Source organism: Pseudomonas putida group bacterium ESBL64 (assembly GCF_045277175.1).
GTDB classification, from domain to species: domain Bacteria; phylum Pseudomonadota; class Gammaproteobacteria; order Pseudomonadales; family Pseudomonadaceae; genus Aquipseudomonas; species Aquipseudomonas alloputida.
This window is the reverse complement of the sequence record NZ_CP145799.1, coordinates 2,046,745-2,065,658: the sequence shown is the minus strand read 5'-3', so window position 1 is coordinate 2,065,658 and position 18,914 is coordinate 2,046,745. Positions and strand designations below refer to the sequence as shown.

Annotated in this window: 12 protein-coding genes; 4 read left to right on the top strand and 8 right to left on the bottom strand. The window is 63.6% G+C overall.

What is annotated here, in order from left to right; translation table 11 throughout:
- Positions 1-63: 63 nt before the first annotated feature.
- Positions 64-2,556: a TonB-dependent siderophore receptor gene (locus tag V6093_RS09515; protein ID WP_108078746.1), complete on the top strand. Its 2,493-nt coding sequence runs from the start codon at positions 64-66 to the stop codon at positions 2,554-2,556.
- A 57-nt stretch (positions 2,557-2,613) separates the two neighbouring features.
- On the opposite strand, the gene V6093_RS09510 is transcribed toward V6093_RS09515, so the two are convergent.
- The 8 genes from V6093_RS09510 to V6093_RS09475 all read right to left on the bottom strand — a co-directional run bounded on the left by V6093_RS09510 (position 2,614) and on the right by V6093_RS09475 (position 15,761).
- Positions 2,614-3,492, bottom strand: a complete 879-nt coding sequence (locus V6093_RS09510; RefSeq protein ID WP_003255995.1) for a formylglycine-generating enzyme family protein — start codon at positions 3,490-3,492, stop codon at positions 2,614-2,616.
- 37 nt (positions 3,493-3,529) lie between these two features.
- Positions 3,530-7,777, bottom strand: a complete 4,248-nt coding sequence (locus V6093_RS09505) for an amino acid adenylation domain-containing protein (protein ID WP_406669779.1) — start codon at positions 7,775-7,777, stop codon at positions 3,530-3,532.
- A gap of 167 nt (positions 7,778-7,944) precedes the next feature.
- On the bottom strand, positions 7,945-9,594 hold the full coding sequence (locus V6093_RS09500) for a cyclic peptide export ABC transporter (RefSeq protein WP_047603464.1): 1,650 nt from the start codon (positions 9,592-9,594) through the stop codon (positions 7,945-7,947).
- Positions 9,595-9,616: 22 nt separating this feature from the next.
- Positions 9,617-10,636 (bottom strand): GNAT family N-acetyltransferase, encoded by a 1,020-nt coding sequence (locus V6093_RS09495; protein WP_003251532.1) that lies wholly within the window; start codon positions 10,634-10,636, stop codon positions 9,617-9,619.
- A gap of 76 nt (positions 10,637-10,712) precedes the next feature.
- Positions 10,713-12,152 (bottom strand): efflux transporter outer membrane subunit, encoded by a 1,440-nt coding sequence (locus V6093_RS09490; protein WP_108078070.1) that lies wholly within the window; start codon positions 12,150-12,152, stop codon positions 10,713-10,715.
- A complete protein-coding gene (locus V6093_RS09485; protein ID WP_014755890.1) occupies positions 12,149-14,119 on the bottom strand; it encodes a MacB family efflux pump subunit in 1,971 nt (656 codons plus the stop codon). The genes V6093_RS09490 and V6093_RS09485 overlap by 4 nt, the downstream gene beginning before the upstream one ends.
- Positions 14,120-15,283, bottom strand: coding sequence for an efflux RND transporter periplasmic adaptor subunit (locus V6093_RS09480; protein ID WP_019750845.1), 1,164 nt, complete (start codon positions 15,281-15,283; stop codon positions 14,120-14,122).
- A 205-nt stretch (positions 15,284-15,488) separates the two neighbouring features.
- Positions 15,489-15,761 (bottom strand): hypothetical protein, encoded by a 273-nt coding sequence (locus tag V6093_RS09475; protein ID WP_003251523.1) that lies wholly within the window; start codon positions 15,759-15,761, stop codon positions 15,489-15,491.
- Between the two features lie 154 nt (positions 15,762-15,915).
- Here V6093_RS09475 and V6093_RS09470 point away from each other — a divergent pair, with 154 nt between their 5' ends.
- The 3 genes from V6093_RS09470 to htpG all read left to right on the top strand — a co-directional run bounded on the left by V6093_RS09470 (position 15,916) and on the right by htpG (position 18,845).
- Positions 15,916-16,392, top strand: coding sequence for a PaaI family thioesterase (locus V6093_RS09470; protein ID WP_003251521.1), 477 nt, complete (start codon positions 15,916-15,918; stop codon positions 16,390-16,392).
- Positions 16,389-16,871, top strand: a complete 483-nt coding sequence (locus tag V6093_RS09465) for a PaaI family thioesterase (RefSeq protein ID WP_003251519.1) — start codon at positions 16,389-16,391, stop codon at positions 16,869-16,871. Before V6093_RS09470 ends, V6093_RS09465 begins: the two co-directional genes overlap by 4 nt.
- A 69-nt stretch (positions 16,872-16,940) precedes the next feature.
- Positions 16,941-18,845, top strand: a complete 1,905-nt coding sequence (gene htpG / locus V6093_RS09460) for a molecular chaperone HtpG (protein WP_012051738.1) — start codon at positions 16,941-16,943, stop codon at positions 18,843-18,845.
- The last annotated feature ends 69 nt before the right edge of the window (positions 18,846-18,914 follow it).

Sequence of the window (18,914 nt, the reverse complement as noted above, 5' to 3'; positions counted from 1 at the left end):
CCGTTTGGGGGCCGTTGGCGGGCGCGGGACGATTTCATTACACGATATAAATAGAGAAATACCATGCCAGCAGGATTTTTCGAGTTCAAACCATTGGTCAAGGCGCTTTGCATGTCCCGCTCGATCAGCGCCCGCTCATCACGGGCGTTGCTCGGCAAAGGGGTGCTGGGCGCCGCATTGATGCTGCCCATGGCCGCCCAGGTCTGGGCTCAGGGGGTCAACTTCGACATCGCTGCCCAGTCGCTGCCCAACGCCCTGCGTGCGCTTGGCGAGCAGGCCGATGTGCAGTTCATCTACAACGCCTCGGAAATGGCCGACCTGCGTGGCAATGAAGTGCGTGGCAGCTACACCGTCGATGCGGCAGTGGCCAAGCTGTTGCGCGGCTTGCCGGTCAGCTACAGCCTGGAGGGCGATACCCTGACCCTGGTGCGGCGTGAGCGGCCAGCGTCCTCGGCGCTGGAGCTGGGCACCACCAGCATCACGGGCAACACGTTGGGCGTGACCACCGAAGGCAGCAACTCGTATACCACCGGTGGCGTCACCATCGGCAAGAGCGAACACAAGCTCAAGGACATTCCGCAGAGCGTGTCGGTGATGACCCGCAAGCGCATGGATGACCAGAACATCACCGACTTGCCGACGCTGTTGGCCAACGCGCCGGGCATGACCTTCGCCAAAAGCCCGGGTACCGGCGGCTTCATCACCTCGCGCGGTTTTGAAATCGATTCGCTGCAGTACGATGGCGTGCCCATGACCCGTGGCATCTACGCGCTGGGCAGCTACCTGACGGAACCGACGGCATTCTATGACCGTGTCGAACTGCTGCGTGGCGGCGCTGGGCTGCTGCAGGGGGCCAACAGCCCCGGTGGCGCGATCAACTTCGTGCGCAAGCGCGGCCAGGCCAAGCCGACAGTCACCCTGACCGCCCAGGCCGGTTCCTGGGACCACTATGCCACCCAGGTTGACGTTGGCGGCCCGCTGAACGAGGCGGGCAACATCCGTGGGCGTGCCGTGGTCGACTACGATACGCGCAACTCGTTCATCGACTATGTGGGCGGCTGGGAGCAGAAGGTCTACGGTGCGCTGGACTTCGACCTGTCTGAAGACACCACCCTCGGTGTCGGCATCAGCGATCGCAAGACGCGTTTCACGCCCATGGTCGCCGGTTTGCCGCGCTTCAGTGATGGCCGGGACGTAGGCTTGTCGCGCTCGACCTTCACCGGCTCCGACTGGAACCGCGGCATGACCGAGCAGCTGGCGTTGTATGTCGACCTCGAGCACCGCTTCAACGACCACTGGAAGTTCAAGACCGCGGCGGTGGCGATCAACGAGCGCAACGAAATGACCTACGCCTACGTGGTAGCACCGACCGGCCTGGCCAACGATGGGTCTGGGTTGTTCGACTGGCGCTATGCCACTGATTTCAACTCCCACAGCCGTGGCCTGGACATGTTCGTCGATGGCGACTTCAACGGTTTTGGCTTCGACCAGGAAGTGGTCTTCGGCGGTAACTACTCACGCTTCACCAGCGACAACACCATGGCGGTGGTGCGCAGCGCGGGGGCGAACATTTTCGATCTCGACAACCACTTGCCCTTCGAGAACTACGACAGCCTGGCGGCCCGTGGCACGCGTACCGACAGCCAGTACACGATCGTGCAGAAAGGTATCTACGGTACCTGGCGCGTCAAGCTGACCGACCCGCTGACCCTGATCCTCGGTGGGCGTACCAGCTGGTACTCCTACGATTACGACTCTCAGGTCTATGAGGCCGGTGTCTATCAGTATGACAGCCCGGCTTCCAAGGCCAACAACGGTGTCGTCACCCCTTACGCGGGCCTGGTTTACGAATTGACGCCGCAATGGTCGGCCTACGCCAGCTATGCGGACGTCTTCATTCCGCAGAGTGCCAAGGGCGTCGGTGGCTCTACGATCGAGCCGATCGTTGGCAGCAACTACGAACTCGGTCTGAAGGGTGAACTCTACGATGGCCAGGTCAATACCAGCGTTGCCCTGTTCCGCTATGACCACGAGAACCGAGCGGTGCCGGTTCAGGATGTCACACAAATCTGTGATGGGTCCAGATGCTCCGAAGCGTCCGGCAAAGTGCGTAGCCAGGGCCTTGAGGCCGAGATCAACGGTGAGGTGCTGCCAGGCCTGCAAGCGTCGGCCAGTTACGTCTACAACACCACCAAGTACCTCAAGGACAACACGAACGAGGGCAAGATCTTCTCCACCTGGACGCCGAAACACTCGGTGAAGGTGTGGACGGACTACACCCTGCCTGGTGACTTCAGCCGCTTCAGTGTCGGCGGCGGTTTCAACAGCCAGAGCAGCACCGTTGCCTACGACCGCAAATTCGATTCGCCCGGCTTCACCATCTGGAATGCGCGCCTTGGTTACAAGGTCAGCGATGAAGTCAGCCTGGCGGTCAACTTCAACAACATCTTCGACAAGGTGTACTACATCCCGTCGTATGCTGCGGTCAGTGCCAACAACTACTACGGCGACCCTCGCAACTTCATGTTCTCGGTCAAATACACCCCGCAGTTCTGAACCTGGGGCCACGCAGGCCATCTTGGCGGGTACCCCGCCCAGATGGCCTGCGCCAGATCACAGCTCCCGCGCTACACGAAAGCCCAGGAAGTCGCCACGTACCGTGCGTTCGCGATCATTGCGATTGCCCGAACGCGAGAAGATCGGCGCTTCACCCCAGTCATTCCCGCGCATGTGCGCCGCCTGGCAAAGCCCGCCGTCGGCCTCCATCCAGGCGCTGCCATCGCTGGGCGCGCCGACGTAGTCCTTGTGGTAGCAGTCGGCGACCCATTCATACACGTTACCGTGCATGTCATAGACGCCAAAGGCATTGGGCGGGTAGCTGCCTACCGGTGAGGTGTAGCTGTAGCCGTCCTTGGGGCCGTAGGTATTGGCGTGCTTGCTGATCTGGTAGTCGCCTTCTTCATCGAACGGGAACGGGAACGGCCCTGTGGAGCCGGCCCGTGCCGCGTACTCGCGTTCGGCCTCGCTGAGCATGCGGTAAGTGTGGCCGGTCTTTTTGCTCAGCCACTGCGCATAGGCCTGCACATCGTAGTAATCAACGCACACTGCCGGCTGGCGCGGCCCTTGCGGGTAGCGAGGCTTGCTGGCCTGGCACAGGCGCCCTGGGCGTTTGTCACCGTCCTTGATGACCACGCCGGTTTCCTTGATATAGGCATCCAGCTCGCCGGCGGTGACCTGGAAGCGGCTGATGGCGAAGGGTTTGGCGAAGGTCACGGTATGTTGCGGGCCTTCGTCGGGCTGCTTGCCCGGTTCGTCATCCGGCGTGCCCATGACGAAACTGCCCGCAGGCAGCACGACCATTTCCGGGCAGCCGGCCTTGCAATCCTGGAAGACCTCGCCCGGGGTCTTGCTGGCAGCCTGGGCGAGTAGCGGGCAGGCCGCCATGGCCAGGGCAAGGGCCAGGCCGGTGACGGTGTAGGGGGCGCACTTCATGGCGAACGTTTCCTTTTTGGCAGGTGTGACGGGGTATTCAGGGTGCCGGGCAGCTACGGCCGAACGCCTCGATGAACGAGTCGATCAGGGGCTGCTCCAGCATCATGGTTTCGTGTGGGTAGGGTGAGTGCAGCGAAACGTCCAGCTCACCCCCTGCGCAGAACTGGCGGATGACCTGCTCGGCGGCGTGAATGTGTGCTGCGCTCTTGTGCACCTGCGACCACCAGCAACTGGGCTTGACCCTGAGCGGAGTGAGGGTGAAATCGGCGAAGCTCGCTTCCAGCTGATCGTGGATGTCGAACGCCTGGGCATTCATGATCTGGGCCTTGGCACTGGCCAGCACGCCCTGGACATCGCTGCCAGCGTCAGCCAGGTGCGCCGTGGCCCACTGGTAGAACGCCTTGACGTCCTGAGTAGGGTTGGCGTGCAGCTGCTCGGCGGCGGCCTGTTTGGCCTGCGGGAACAACAGGCCGAACAGCTCGACGGTGTCTTGCAGCTCGCGCTGGCCCGGCGTATCGCTGTGGCGGGCTGGGCGAGGGGTGTGAGGGGGGAACGCGGCGCGGCTTAACTGCGCCTCGGGCAGGGTGCTGTCGACCAGCCCCAGGAATGCGACCTCGCAGCCGGCCTGTTCCAGCTGCCGGGCGATGTCCCAGGCAATGCTGCCGCCCAGGGACCAGCCCATCAGGCGGTATGGCCCGGACGGTTGTGCCTGGCGGATCTGTGCGGTGTAGTCGGTGATCATCGCTTGCCAGCCCTGCCGTTCGGCCGGCGCCGGGCTGCCGCCCCGGTGCTGCACGCCGTAGACGCAAGCCTGCGGTTCCAGGCACCTGGCCAGCGGCTGATAGCTGAAGACCATGCCGCCGCTGGGGTGGATACAGAACAATGCAGGCAGCGGTGTGGCCGGGCGGTTGAGGGGCACGATGCACGGGCTCGCACAGGCATGCTCACGGCCCAGATGTGCAGCCAACAGGTCGATGCGGGGGTAGGCGAGCAGGTCCTGGATACGCACTGCCAGGCCCAGTGCCTGCTTGATGCTGGCCAGCAGCTGGATGGCCAGCAACGAGTGGCCACCCAGTTCGAAGAAGTGATCGTCGCGGCTGATACGTTCGACGTTGAGCGCGGTTTGCCACAACGTGGCCAAGGCCTGTTCCAGCGCGCCCTGGGGAGCGTTGTAGGCTTGCTGCAGCAGGCTGGCATCGGCCTTGGGCAGGGCCTTGCGGTCGAGCTTGCCGTTGGCTGTCAGCGGCCACCGGTCGAGCAGCAGCAGGTGCGCCGGGACCATGTAGTCCGGCAGCGCTTCCTTCAACTGTTCGCGCAGCTGCGCGCGCAGCCCGGCCTGCTGCTCCAGCGCTACCTCGGCAGCGGGGATCAGGTAGGCCACCAGCTGCTGGCCGGTCGCGCCTTCCTGGGCCAGCACCAGGGCCTCGCGCACTTGTGGTTGCGCCTGCAGGCGGGCTTCGATTTCACCCAGCTCGATGCGGAAGCCGCGGATCTTCACCTGGTGGTCGATGCGCCCGGCGTATTCGATCACCCCGTCGGCGTGGTAGCGCGCCAGGTCACCGGTGCGGTACAGGCGCCCGCCAGGGGCACCGAACGGGTCCGGCACGAAGCGCGTGGCGCTCAGGTCGCTGCGCTTGAGGTAGCCGCGCGCCAGGCCAGCGCGGCCGACGTACAGCTCGCCGATGCAGCCTTTGGCTACCGGGTTCAGGTCGCCGTCGAGTACATACCAGGACAGGTCGGGGATCGGCACGCCCATCGGGCTGCTGGCCGCCTTGCCCAGGTCAGCCCGCGACAGCGGCCGGTAGCTGACATGCACGGTGGTTTCGGTGATGCCGTACATGTTCACCAGCTGCGGCTGGCGGTCGCCGAAGCGTTCGAACCACGGTGCCAGGCTGTTGACGTCCAGCGCCTCGCCCCCGAACACCACGCTGCGCAGTGCCAGTGGCCGCTGCGGCTCGGCCGTGGTGGCCACCGCCATCAGTTGCTTGAACGCCGACGGGGTCTGGTTCAGCACCGTGACCTGTTCATCGGCCAGCAGCTGGTAGAAGGCCTCGGGTGAGCGGCTGGTGTGCTGCGGCACGATCACCAGGCGCCCGCCGTACAGCAGGGCGCCGAAGATTTCCCACACCGAGAAGTCGAAGGCATAGGAGTGGAACAGGCTCCACACGTCGTCGCTGCCGAAGCGGAAGTCGGCGTCGGTGGCCGTGAACAGGCGCAGCACGTTGCGCTGCGGCAGCAGCACGCCCTTGGGCTTGCCGGTGGAACCGGAGGTGTAGATCACGTAGGCGAGGTTGTCCGGGCTGACCGTGACCGGCGAGCAGGCCAGCGGGTCGGCCTGGGTGCTGTCATCGTTGCTTTCCAGGCTGAGCACGCGCACGCCTGCCGGCACCGGCAGGCTGGCCAGCACCTGGGGCTGGGCCAGCAGGCGCTGCAGGCCGCTGTCTTCGATCATGTAGGCCAAACGGTCGGCCGGGTAGGCCGGGTCCAGCGGCACGTAGGCGCCGCCAGCCTTGAGGATGGCGAAGATGCCGACGACCATGTCCAGCGAGCGCTCGGCAGCCAGGCCGACCAGCACGTCAGGCCCGACCCCGTCGTCGACCAGGCGCCGGGCCAGGGCGTTGGCACGCTGGTTGAGCTGGGCATAGCTCAGGGCCTGGCCCTCGCAGGTGACGGCGATGGCATCGGGGGTGCGCTGCACCTGGGCCTCGATGCGGCTGTGCAGGGCCTGGTCGGCCGGGTGCTCGGCGGGGGCCGGGTTCCACTGGGCGAAGGTGGCTTGCTGTTCCGGCGTGCCCAGCATGTCGAGCTCGCCCAGCCGTTGCTCGGGCCCCCGGGCCATGGCCAGCAGCAGGTTCTGCCAGTGCCGGGCCATGCGTTGCACGGTGGCGTGGCTGAACTGGCTGCAGTCGTATTCCAGGCTGAAGCCAAGGCCATCGGCTGCGTATTCAAGGTCGATGCCGATCAGGCATTTGGCCTGGGCGCTGGCGGTATCGAGGAAGTCCAGCTGCAGTGGGCCCAGGGCCAGCGGGCCGCTGGCAGTCCCGGCCACGCGCCAGTTGAACAGCGCCTGGAACAACTGGGTGGGTAGCACCTGGCCGTTGTGCTGCAGCGTCTCCAGGTACAGCTCCATCGGGTAGTCGCTGTGGCTCAGGGCCGCAATAGACTGCTCCCGCAGGTTTTGCAGCAGGGTCTGCACGGATTGCTGCGGGTCGAGTTCGGCGCGGTAGATCTGGGTGCTGACGAAAAAACCTACCAGCTGCTGGGTTTCGCTGCGGTTGCGCCCGGCGCTGGGCACGCCGAGGGTGAATTGCCGCTGGCCGCTGTAGCGGCCCAGCAGCACCTGCCAGGCGGCCAGGGCGATGACGAAGGGTTGCACGCCCTGCTGCCGGCTGAGCTGCAGCAGGGCCTGGAACACCTCGGCGTCCAGTTGCAGGCCATGGTAGCGGGCACTGGTGCCCTCGGGCGGTGCGTCAGCGCAGCGCGGGTCGAGGTCACCCGGCAACATCAACGGCTGCAGTTCGTCACCCAGCCGGGTATGCCAGTAGCGGGCAGACGCTTGGCACGCATCGCTTTGCAGGTAAGCCTGGCGTTGCCAGATGGCGTAATCGGCATACTGGATGGCGGGCCGTTGCAGCTTGCAGGCTCCCTGGGCGGCTGCCTGCGAATAGGCGCCGAGCAGGTCCTGCAGCAGGATCGGATTGGACCAGGCGTCTGAAACGATGTGGTGCATGTTCAGCAGCAACACATGCTCGTCACCTTGTACTTTCACCAGCCGGGCCCGGATCAGGGGCGCCTTGCCGAGGTCGAACGGTGCCAGCGCATCCGCTTCGATGAGCCGCTGCAATGCATGAGGGCGTTGCGTGGCGGGCATGGCGGTCAGGTCGTCGCAGGGCATTTCGAGGCGTGCGTCGGCTTCGACGAACTGCTGCGGTATGCCCTCGACCTCGGCGAACCTGCTGCGCAGGATGTCATGGCGGTCGACCACCGCCTGCAAGGCCATGGCCAGCTGCTGGCCATGCAGTTCACCCTTCAGTGACAGTGCCCGTGGCAGGTTGTACGCCGCGCTCTGCGGGTTGAACTGCTGCAGGTACCACAGGCGCTGCTGGGCGAAGGAGAGGGGGGCCGGCCCGGCGCTCTCGCGTGGTGCTATCCGGTCGGGTTCAGGCAGCTCATCCTGGAGGAGGGCGAGCAAGGCGTCGTCCAGCAAGTCTTCAGCGAGCGAGTCGGCATCCAGTGATTCGTGCATGGCGGTCCCTGTGGCAGTCGAGGCGAAGGACAGCAGCATGGGGGCCGGCCTTGCCGGCGAATGGCCGCTGTCCTCTGGAGAGGTGTATGGCCAGTAAACGAGCCGCCGCACGGCAAATTTACCGGCGGGCGTGTGGGTGACGGGGCGGGTGGGCAGGCCCCGGCCAGGGTTGTAACCGACCTGGTCGGGGCGAGGGATGCAGCCGGTCAGGCCGGCTGGGCTGCGGTGCGAACCTTGCCGCTGTCCATGTGTACCAACTGGTCGGCAATATCGAAGTAGCGGTCATCGTGGGAGATGACAATGATGGTCTTGCCCAGGCGCTTGAGGTCCGGCAGCAGCTCTGTGTAGAAGATGCGGCGGAAGGTTGGGTCCTGATCGGCTGCCCACTCGTCGAACACCAGTACCGGGCGCTGCTCCAACCAGGCGCTGATCAGGGCCAGGCGCTTGCGTTGCCCAGTGGACAGGTCGGTGGTGGTGAAGGCGCCGTCACGTACGCTGACCTTGTGCGCGATCTCCAGGCGTTGCAGGTATTGGGTCGCATCGTCGGGAATCTGCTGGTCACCCTGGACCACGTCGTCGAACAGGTAGTAGTCGGCGAAAATGGTGGTGAACAGTTGTCGGTAGTCATCCCGGTCAAGCACCGAGACCGGCTGACCATCCAGTAGGATGTCACCACTGTGCGGCGCATACAGGCCAAGCAGCAGCTTGATCAGCGTGGTCTTGCCACAACCGTTCTCGCCGACGATGAACACGATGTCGCCCTGGTTGATTGTGAGGTTCACCGGGCCCAGGCGAAACGGCGTGCTGCCCTCGACGGCCGGAAATGCGTACTGCACATTGCGCAGTTCCAGGCTGTCGATTGTCTGGCGCGGTGCGCCTTGGCCGTCGAGCAGCAGGTTCGGTTCGGGCGAGGAAAACTGCTCTGACAGCTCGGCAATGCGCTGGAATGCCACCTGTGCCTTGCTGACCAGCGGCAGTACGCTGACCAGATGGTCCAGCGGGCCTTTCATGTACAGCAGCACCAGCACGAAGCCGGTCATTGCCGCCTGATCGACGCTTGTCCAGGTGCTCTGCAGGGCCAGGGCCAGGCCGATGACGATGAAGAACAGCGTCGAGCCGAACGTCTTGGCCAGGATGTAGGTATTGACTGCCTTGATCTGGATGGCGCTGATCCGCTCGCTGATCCCCTGGATGTGCCGGGTGAACATGCGATACCGGCGCGGCCGGTGTATGCGCAGCTCCTTGGCGCCCTGGGCAATGGCGTTGTAATGCTTCTGCAGGTCGTCCTCGGCCTCGCGGGCGCTATTGAACCCCTTGATGCCGCGCGTGCGGGCGATGACCTGGGCGGTGATGCCGGCGCCCAATGCCAGCAGCATCAGCAGGAACAGCGGGCCGGACAATGTTGCCAGGTAGCCCATGCAGCCCAGCGTCACCGTCAGCGAAATGGTCAGGGGGGCGAAGGCGAACGAGAAATCGCTGATGGTATCGATATCGTGGGTCAGCACCGGTATCAGGCGGTGGCTGCGATAGCGCTCGATCTGCTCGATGGGCGCCGAAAGCACTTTTTCGCCCAGCTCCTTGCGCAGTTTGGCAATGATCTTCTGGCCAACGAAATTGGTGCCCATGTCGGAGAAGATGCTGCTGAGCAAGGTCAGCACGCAGAGGCCGGCAAACAACCACAGCACGGCGTGGGTCAGCCCTGCTTCGCTGTTGAGGGCGCGGTTGATGGTGGCCAGCAGCGTGGTGACGCTGAAGCCGCCGAGGATGCCCAACAGTATGGAAACCAGCACGATGGGCCAGAACGGCTTGAGCAACTGGGCAAGCTCGCGGGTCGCGCTGAGCGGTTTGCGAATCATGGGGAAGTCTTCTCCAGGCGGATCAAAGGACGTGGTCATCAAAGAAGGCTTCGCGCTCCAGACGCAGCAGAGCGGCTTTCTTGTGGGCCAGTTGAATGTCCTTCAGGTGGCCGAACCCCTGGGACTTGAGGAAGTCGATCTGGCGCGTATGGTCGATGCGCGGCTCGCCGAGAATCCGCTGGGTGCGTGGGTCATCGAGGAACATGTAATGCATCAGCGAGCGGAACCAGCCGCGCAGTTTGCCGATGCCCTGGTGCTTGGGCTCGCCGATCACCACATGCCAGCCACGGTCGTAATCGGCGACGTCGTAGTAGGGGGCGATGCGGTCTTCCTTGCACCAGTACACCTCGAAGTAGGCGAAGGGTTCGTCGTCGAAGCAGCCGATCAGCGGGTGTACGCGCGGGTCGTCGAGCATTTCGCGAATGTATTGCGCATGTTCTTCCGGAGTGCCGGTCTGCTCCCAGAAGAACGCGACTTGCTCCAGGTTCATCCAGCGGTTGAAGGCTGCAAGGTCCTTCACCGGGTCGATGGTGCGCAGTGAAAAGGTGGCGTTCAGCTTCGGCAGATGGCGTCGATAGACTTCGCCCGCCGGTTTGGGCGGGCGTTGCGGGTGGCGTTTCTCGCCGCTGAAGCAATAACGCGGGGCCGTGTGCACGCTGGCCGGCTCGCGAAGCCACGGCAGGGGTTGCTGCCAGAAGGTCTGGCGGGTACAGCGCAGGGCAAGCCTGCCTTGGTCGTCGACCTGCCAGTGATCGAAAATGCCTTCGCGTACCGCACGCACGGCAAATTCCCGGTCGCCAGGGACCTGCACATTCACCTCGTTGCATTGTTTGCGGTGGCAGAAACGGGTCGCCAGCACTGCCAGCATCGCGCTGGCCGGAAATGCTGGCGGAAGTTGCTCGAAGACGATGCGGTTGTCGACCTCCCGGTAGGGGATGGCGGCGCTGCTGTCGAGGCGCAGGCTACCGCTCTCTGGCGTTTCATCCTGGGCACTGGCTTTGCGGCCATCGGCCAGGATCAGACTGAAAGAGGGTGCGTTCATAGGGCTTCCTGTGAGGGGGCGAGTGCGACTTGTCGGGTGCTGTCCATGGATAAAGACGAACCGCACCTGCCGATGTTTAAGCGCCAGGTGCGGCACCCGGTTCAGCGCCAGCGACCTGCCAGCCGCCGCCCAGGGCCTTGTACAGGGCGATGCTGCCCATGACCCGCTTGAGGCGCAGTTGCACATCCTCGTCCTGAGCCTGGTACAGGGTGCGTTGGGTTTGCAGGACGGTCAGCAGGTCCTCGGCGCCCGCCTGGTAGCGGCTTTCGGCGATGTCGAAGGCTTTGCGCGCCTGTTGCAGTTCGATCGCCTGCCAATGCAGTTGCCGGTCGATGCCGTCCAGGGTATTGAGGGCCTTTTCCACATCGCCGAAACCGGCCAGGATAGCGCCGCGGTAGTTCTGCAGCAGTTCCTCCTGGCTTGCTACCGCCTTGTCGCGTTCAGCGCGCAGGCGGCCGTTATTGAACACCGGCGTGACCAGGCCTGCGGCGAGGCTGGTGAAGGGGTTGCGCAAGACGTCCGGGAAGTGATCGGCGCCGCTGCCGACGATCAGCGTCAGGTTGAGTTTGGGCAGCATCGCCGCGCGGGCTACGCGCACATTGGCCTGAGCCGCCGCCAGCTTGGCCTCGGCATTGGCGATGTCCGGCCGACGGCTGATCAGTTCGCTGGGCAGGCCCGCATCGATCGAGGGCCAGTTGAGCTGTTCAAAGCGCGTGTTGTCCAGTTGCAGGTCCTGCACCGGCTGCCCGACCAGGGTCGCCAGGGTGATCAGGGCCTCCCGGGCCTGTTGCTGGTAAAGCGGGCGTTGCCGTTGCTGGGTGGCGACCAGGCTTTGTTGCTGGGCCAGTTCCAGTGCTGTGGCCGAGCCTGCATCGAAGCGGGTTTGCACCAGTTGCAGGACACGCTCGGCATTGGCCAGGTTAAGGTCGGCAATCCGCCCCTGCTGCTGGAAGGCCAGCGCCTGCATGTAGCTGTCGGCAACCTTGCCGAGCAAGGTCAGTTCAACGGTCGCGCGGTCGAACTCACTGGCTTGCAGGCCGTGCAGGGCACTCTCGCGGGCTGCCGCGTTGCCGCCCCAGAAGTCCACCTCATAGCTGGCCTTCAGGGCCACATCCAGGTAATGAGTGGTGCGCTGGGTCGGGCTGGAATTCAGTTGGCTGTAGCCGTTGCCGTGCTGCAGGCGCTCGCGGTTGGCATTGGCTGCCCCGGTCACCTCGGGCAGCAAGGGGCCGCCGGCGATGATCGCATCAGCCTGTGCCTGGCGAACCCGGGCCATGGCCGCGCCGATTTCGAAGCTGTCGGTGCGGGCTTGCTCCACCAGCTGGTTCAGTGCCGGGCTGCCGAACGACTGCCACCAGCCGGTCAAGTGGCGTGGTGTGCTCTGAGGCGCGGCCGCCTGCCAGCGGGCCGGGGTATGCACACCGTGTTGCGGCGGCGTTGCAGGGGTGGCGCAGGCGCTCAGCAGCAGGCAGGCGCCGAGCAGGGGCAAGGGTTTGATCAACGTTGGGGTACTCATACGCTGGTAAGGGCGGCCACCGGGTCGAGCCGTGCAGCCTTGCGGGCGGGCATGAAGCCGAACGCGATACCGGTGACCACCGCGCAGGCGAAGGCACCGATGGCGGCAGGCAGCGAGAAGGCGACGGCGACCTGGCCCAGGCTCAGGGCGCCGCCGATCAGTAATGCCAGGGCGATGCCGCTGACGCCGCCGACCATCGTCAGCATCACGGCTTCAGTAAGGAACTGGCGCAGGATGTCGCGCTGGCGCGCGCCGGTGGCCATGCGGATACCAATTTCCCGTGTGCGCTCGCGCACGGTCATCAGCATGATGTTCATCACCCCGATGCCGCCCACCAGCAGCGAAATGGCGGCAATGGCGCCCAGCATCAGCGACAGTGCGTTCTGCGTTTTGGCTTCGGCCTGGATCATGGCCGCATTGTTGGTCAGTTCGAAGTCGGTTACGCCGTTGTGCAGTTTCAGCAGCAACTGGTCGATGACCTGCTCGGTCTGCTTCACCTGGCGCGCATCTGCGGCGGCGATCACCACGTATTCCGGGGCCTGGTTGCCGAACAGGCGCACGCTGGCGGTGGTGTAGGGCACCATCACTCGGGCGTCGGCATCCTGGTCGCCAGAGCTGGCGCCCTTGCCGGCCAGCACCCCGATGACCTGGAACGGTGCGTTCTCGATGAGAATGTACTGGCCCACCGGGTTGCGGTCGGCAAACAGTTTTTCCCGGGTCTTTTCGCCAATCACTGCCACTGCCGCGCCGGCGGCTTCGTCGGCCTCGGTGAAGAAACTGCCCTGCGCCACTGGCCAGTTGAATATCTGCGGGAAGTAGGTGTTGGAGCCGCCGACATAGAGCTTCAGGTCCTGGTTGCCATAGCGCACACCGGCCTTACCGCCATTGACGGGCATGATCATGCGCACCTGGGGCAGGGTGGCGATGGCGCGGGTGTCGTCCAGGGTGATGATGCCTTCCGGCGCCCTGGGGGCGGGTGGCTTGCCGTTGAGGTAGATGATGTTGGAGCCGAAGGCGCCCATCTGCGCCATGACCTGGCGCTTGCTGCCTTCACCCACTGCCAGCATGACCACCACCGACGCCACGCCGATGATGATGCCCAGCAACGTCAGTGCGGTGCGGAAGCGGTTGATCCACATCACCCTCCACGCCGCCTTGACGGCGTCCAGCAGTTCGCCTTTCCAGGCACCGTTGTGCTCGCTGCCGTCGTTCAGGCGCTGGCGCAGGTCGACGGCCTGCAGCACGTCGACCTCAGGGTGCGAAGCGGGCAGTGGCTCAGGCTGGGCCTGGTCGCTGATGATCTGGCCATCGCGGATTTCGATGATGCGCTTGGCCCGTGCGGCGACTTCCCGGTCGTGGGTGATGAGGATCACCACATGGCCCTGGCTGGCCAGTTCGTCGAGCAGGGCCATGACTTCGGTACCGCTGCGGCTGTCGAGGGCGCCGGTGGGTTCGTCTGCCAGAATGATGTGGCCACCGTTCATCAGCGCGCGGGCTATCGATACGCGTTGTTGCTGGCCGCCGGACAACTGGTGCGGGCGATTACCGGTACGTTCGGCCAGGCCCAGGCGGGTCAGCAGGGCATGGGCGCGTGCGTGGCGCTCGGCGGCAGGCGTGCCGGCATAGATCGCCGGCATTTCGACATTTTCCTGGGCGGTGCCGGAGGCAATCAGGTGATAGCCCTGGAACACGAAACCGAAGGCTTCACGCCGCAGCCAGGCGAGTGCGTCACTGTCCAAGCTGGCCACCTGTTCACCCGCGAACAGGTAGTCGCCACTGGAGGGGCGGTCCAGGCAGCCGAGGATGTTCATCAGCGTAGACTTGCCTGAGCCGGAGGTACCGACAATGGCGACGAATTCACCGGCGTGAATGCTCAGGTTGATACCGCGCAAGACCTCGATTTGCGGTGTATCGACGCCGCCATAGCATTTGCGGATATCGCGCAGCTCAATCAGTGGGACTGGCATTTACCCTCCTGCACTGAGCAAGGGGCTGATCAGCAGGCGATCACCTTCTTCCAGCCCTTCGAGAATCTGCACGCGCAGGCGGTCGCTGATGCCTGTGCGCACTTCGCGATTTTCAATGGCGCCGTGTTTCGTCAGTACCTGTGCCAGCCTGCGATCGGGCTGCTTGCCCGGGTTGAGCGCGGAAATCGGGGCGGTCAGCACATTGTGCGCACGGTCAGCGACGAAGAACACCTGGGTGGTCATTTCTGCCATCAGGGCGCCGTCGGCGTTATCGACGTCCAGCAACACCGTATACAACACCACCCGGCCATTGCTTTTGCTGGCCGGGCTGCCGCTGCCCTGGTTGGCATGCTCCAGCGGCTTGGGCGGCACCGGCAGGATCTGCCGTACAGTGCTGTTCCAGCGCCGGGTGCCACCGCTGAGGGTGGTGAAATAGGCGTGCATGCCGGGTTTGACGTGGCCAATGTCCGCTTCCGACACTTCCGCCCAGACTGTCATCGGTGACAATTTGGCGATGCGCAGGATCAGCGGGGTCTGCTGCTGGGCGTTAAGCGTCTGCCCCTCGCGGGCATCCAGTGCGACCACGGTGCCACTCATGGGGGCATAGATGCGGGTGTAACCCAGTTCGGCCTGGTCGCTGCGCAGGCTGGCCTGGGCCTGGCGAATCTGCGCCTGGATCATGTCGATGCGCGCCTGGGTGGCCTTGAGCTCGGCGCGCGCCGTTTGCACATCCTCTTCGCGCGTGGCGCCGCCTGCCGCCAGGCTCTGCTGGCGCTCGGCCTTCTGCCGGGCCAGCTCATGCTGGGCACGTTGCTCTTGCAACTGTGCCTGCAGGTTCTCGACCGAGTAGCGTCCCGCGTCCAGCTTGGCCTGTTGCGTGGAAGGGTCGATCTCGACCAGCAACTGGCCTTCTTGCACCGCGTCGCCGACCTCGACCTTGATGGCACGGATCTGACCGGATGCCTGGGCGCCGACGTCAACATAACGGCGTGGCTGCAAGGTGCCGATGGCGGTAACGCTGCTCTCGATATCACCCCGGCTGACAGTGACGGTATTCAGGCCATCATGGCGGGGTGGCATGATCTGCCAGGCACTTACGGCCAGCAATGTCGCCAGGCCAACTAAGGTGATCAGGGCCCGGCGGGCCAAGGGGGGACGTTTCATGCAGGGTTCCGGCCAAAGTAAGTTCCTCCGAGACACGTCGCGGGGTTGTACTTTGAACGAGAGCCCGCCCGCAAAATTTACTGCGCGGCGCGCGGCGGGTGCTGATAAATGCCGGCGGCGAGTGAACTATTGGGTTAAACGTTTAAGCTGCAACTTGCAAACACAAAAAAACCCGACAGTTGTCGGGTTTTTTTGTTGACTCGAGTTACTGCTTGGCAGGTTCTGCCGGCGTAGCTGGAGCCGGAGTAGCCGGAGCGGCTTCTTCGGCAGCCTTCTGCTCGGCTTCGGCCTGATCTTTGGCAGCTTCGGCGTTTTCCTTGGCGGCTTCGTTCATCTTATCCTGAGCTTCACCCATTTTTTCCTGGGCTTGCTCGGCGTGTTGCTGTGCGTCCTGGGCTTTGTCTTCGCTCGCTTTATCGCAAGCAGCCAGGCCCATGGCAGCGGCCAGCATCAGAGCAAAAGCAAAAGGTTTACGCATGGGGGTGTTTCTCCTTGGTGGAATAAGTGACTTGTTCCTTCGAGTGCAACTACGCGGAATAAGTTCCACGAAGATTACAGATATATAACGCCCCGTTCTACATAGACTTTTTAACGAATTTATGCCGCTGCCCTGCGGCCGGTGGGAACAGCCGATGAACGATTCAACCTTGATGGCAATGGCGGAACGCTTTCTCTCGGCGTTAAAACATTGTCAGCTGTTGCAGATGCGCGTGGCGCAGGCTGATGGTGATGGCATGACCCTGGTCCTGCCATGGTCGCCAGCGATTGTCGGCAACCCGCAAACCGGTGCCGTGCACGGCGGTGCGCTGACCACGCTGATGGACACCACCTGTGGCATGGCCACGTTGTGTGTGCTGCCGCGCTTCGAAGTGTGCCCGACGTTGGACCTGCGCATCGACTACATGCACCCGGCTGAGGCTGGCAAGGACATCTACGGCCACGCCCAGTGCTACCGTGTTACCCGCGACGTGATCTTTACCCGTGGCACCGCCTACCAGGACGACCCCGACCAGCCCATCTGCCAGGTGGTGGGCACGTTCATGCGCCTGGGCCAGGACATCAAGGGCGGCATCCGTTTCGGCGACAGTCTGAAGGAGGGCAAGGCATGATTCCGCACGCGGTGCGCCAGCAGCTCAACGCCGCCCATGCGGTGGGCGACTATCGACCATTGCTGGCGCTGATTCCCTATGCCGGGCTGATCGGCATCGAATGCGAACGTCAGGGCGATGATGTGTTGTTCCGCCTGCCGGCAAGCCCGGACAATATCGGCAACCCACTGCTACCGGCCATTCATGGCGGCGTGATCGCCGGCTTCATGGAGCTGTCGGCAGCGCTGTACCTGCTGATCTACAGCGAGAGCGCAAGCATTCCGAAGATCATCGACTTTTCTATCGACTACCTGCGCGCCGGGCATTTTCGCGATACCTACGCCCAGTGCCAGTTGTGGCGTCAGGGCCGGCGGGTGACCAACGTGGCCATCACCGCCTGGCAGGGCGACAGGCAGTCGCCGATTGCCACGGCCCGTGCGCATTTCAAGATCGAACCGGAAAAGCCCTTGAAATCATCCGGGCAGCCCCCATCTGCATGACATCCGCCGTTAACGCTGGCCGAACCGGCCGCCAGGCGCCACCGCCATCAGATCGGAGTTTCGAAGACCATGACTGTGGAAACACAAAAGGAAACGTTGGGCTTCCAGACCGAGGTAAAGCAACTGCTGCACCTCATGATTCACTCGCTGTACTCGAACAAGGAAATCTTCCTGCGGGAGCTGATTTCCAATGCTTCCGACGCCGCCGACAAGCTGCGTTTCGAAGCCCTGGCCAAGCCAGAACTGCTCGAGGGCGATGCTGACCTGAAGATTCGCCTGAGCTTCGACAAGGACGCCGGTACCGTGACCCTCGAGGACAACGGCATCGGCATGAGCCGCGAAGACGTCATTGCCCACCTGGGCACCATCGCCAAGTCCGGCACTGCCGACTTCATGAAGAACCTCACCGGTGACCAGAAGAAGGACTCGCACCTGATCGGTCAGTTCGGCGTGGGCTTCTACTCCGCGTTCATCGTTGCCGACAAGGTCGACGTGTACAGCCGCCGTGCGGGCCAGCCAGCGGCCGAAGGTGTGCACTGGTCGTCGAAAGGCGAGGGCGAATTCGAAGTCGCCACCATCGACAAACCACAGCGCGGTACCCGTATCGTCCTGCACCTGAAGAAGGACGAGCAGGAGTTCGCCGATGGCTGGCGCCTGCGCAATGTGGTCAAGAAATACTCCGACCACATCGCCCTGCCGATTCAACTGCCGAAAGAGCAGGCCGCCGCTGAAGGTGAAGAGCAGCCGGCCGAAGAGTGGGAAACCGTCAACCGTGCCAGCGCCCTGTGGACCCGCTCGCGCACCGAGGTGAAGGACGAGGAATACCAGGAGTTCTACAAGCACATCGGCCATGACTTCGAAAACCCGCTGGCCTGGAGCCACAACAAGGTCGAAGGCAAGCTCGAATACAACTCGCTGCTGTACGTGCCGGCCCGTGCGCCGTTCGACCTGTACCAGCGCGAAGCGCCGCGCGGCCTGAAGCTGTACGTGCAGCGTGTGTTCATCATGGACCAGGCCGAGTCGTTCCTGCCGCTGTACCTGCGCTTCATCAAGGGTGTGGTTGATTCCAACGACCTGTCGCTGAACGTGTCGCGTGAAATCCTGCAGAAAGACCCGATCATCGATTCGATGAAGACCGCGCTGACCAAGCGTGTGCTGGACATGCTGGAGAAGCTGGCGAAGAACGAACCCGAGCAATACAAGGGCTTCTGGAAAAACTTCGGTCAGGTGCTGAAAGAGGGCCCGGCCGAAGATTTTGCCAACAAGGAGAAAATCGCCGGCCTGCTGCGCTTTGCTTCCACCCAGGACGACAGCGGCGAGCAGAGCGTCGCCCTGGCCGACTACCTGGCCCGCGCCAAGGAAGGTCAGGACAAGATCTATTACCTCACCGGCGAGTCGTACGCGCAGGTCAAGAACAGCCCGCACCTGGAAGTCTTCCGCAAGAAAGGCATCGAAGTGCTGCTGCTCACTGACCGCATCGACGAGTGGCTGATGAGCTACCTCAACGAATTCGACGGCAAGGCCTTTGTCGATATTGCCCGTGGAGACCTGGACCTGGGCAAGCTGGATTCGGAAGAAGACAAGAAAGCCCAGGAAGAAGTCGCCAAGGACAAGGAAGGTTTGGTCGAGCGACTGAAAGGTGCGCTGGGTGACAGCGTGGCCGAAGTGCGCGTCTCGCACCGCCTGACCGATTCGCCGGCGATCCTGGCCATCGGCGAGCAGGACTTGGGCCTGCAGATGCGCCAGATCCTGGAAGCCAGCGGGCAGAAAGTGCCGGAGTCCAAGCCGATCTTCGAGTTCAACCCGAGCCACCCGCTGATCGAGAAGCTGGACCACGAGCAGAGCGAAGACCGTTTCGCCGAGCTGTCACACATCCTGTTCGATCAGGCGGCCCTGGCGGCCGGTGACAGCCTGAAGGACCCGGCGGCATACGTTCGTCGCCTGAACAAGCTGCTGGTCGAGCTGTCTGCTTGAGTTGATGCATAGGAAAGCCCGCTTCGGCGGGCTTTTTTCATGGCTGCCTTTTTTGTGAAAGTGCCAAAG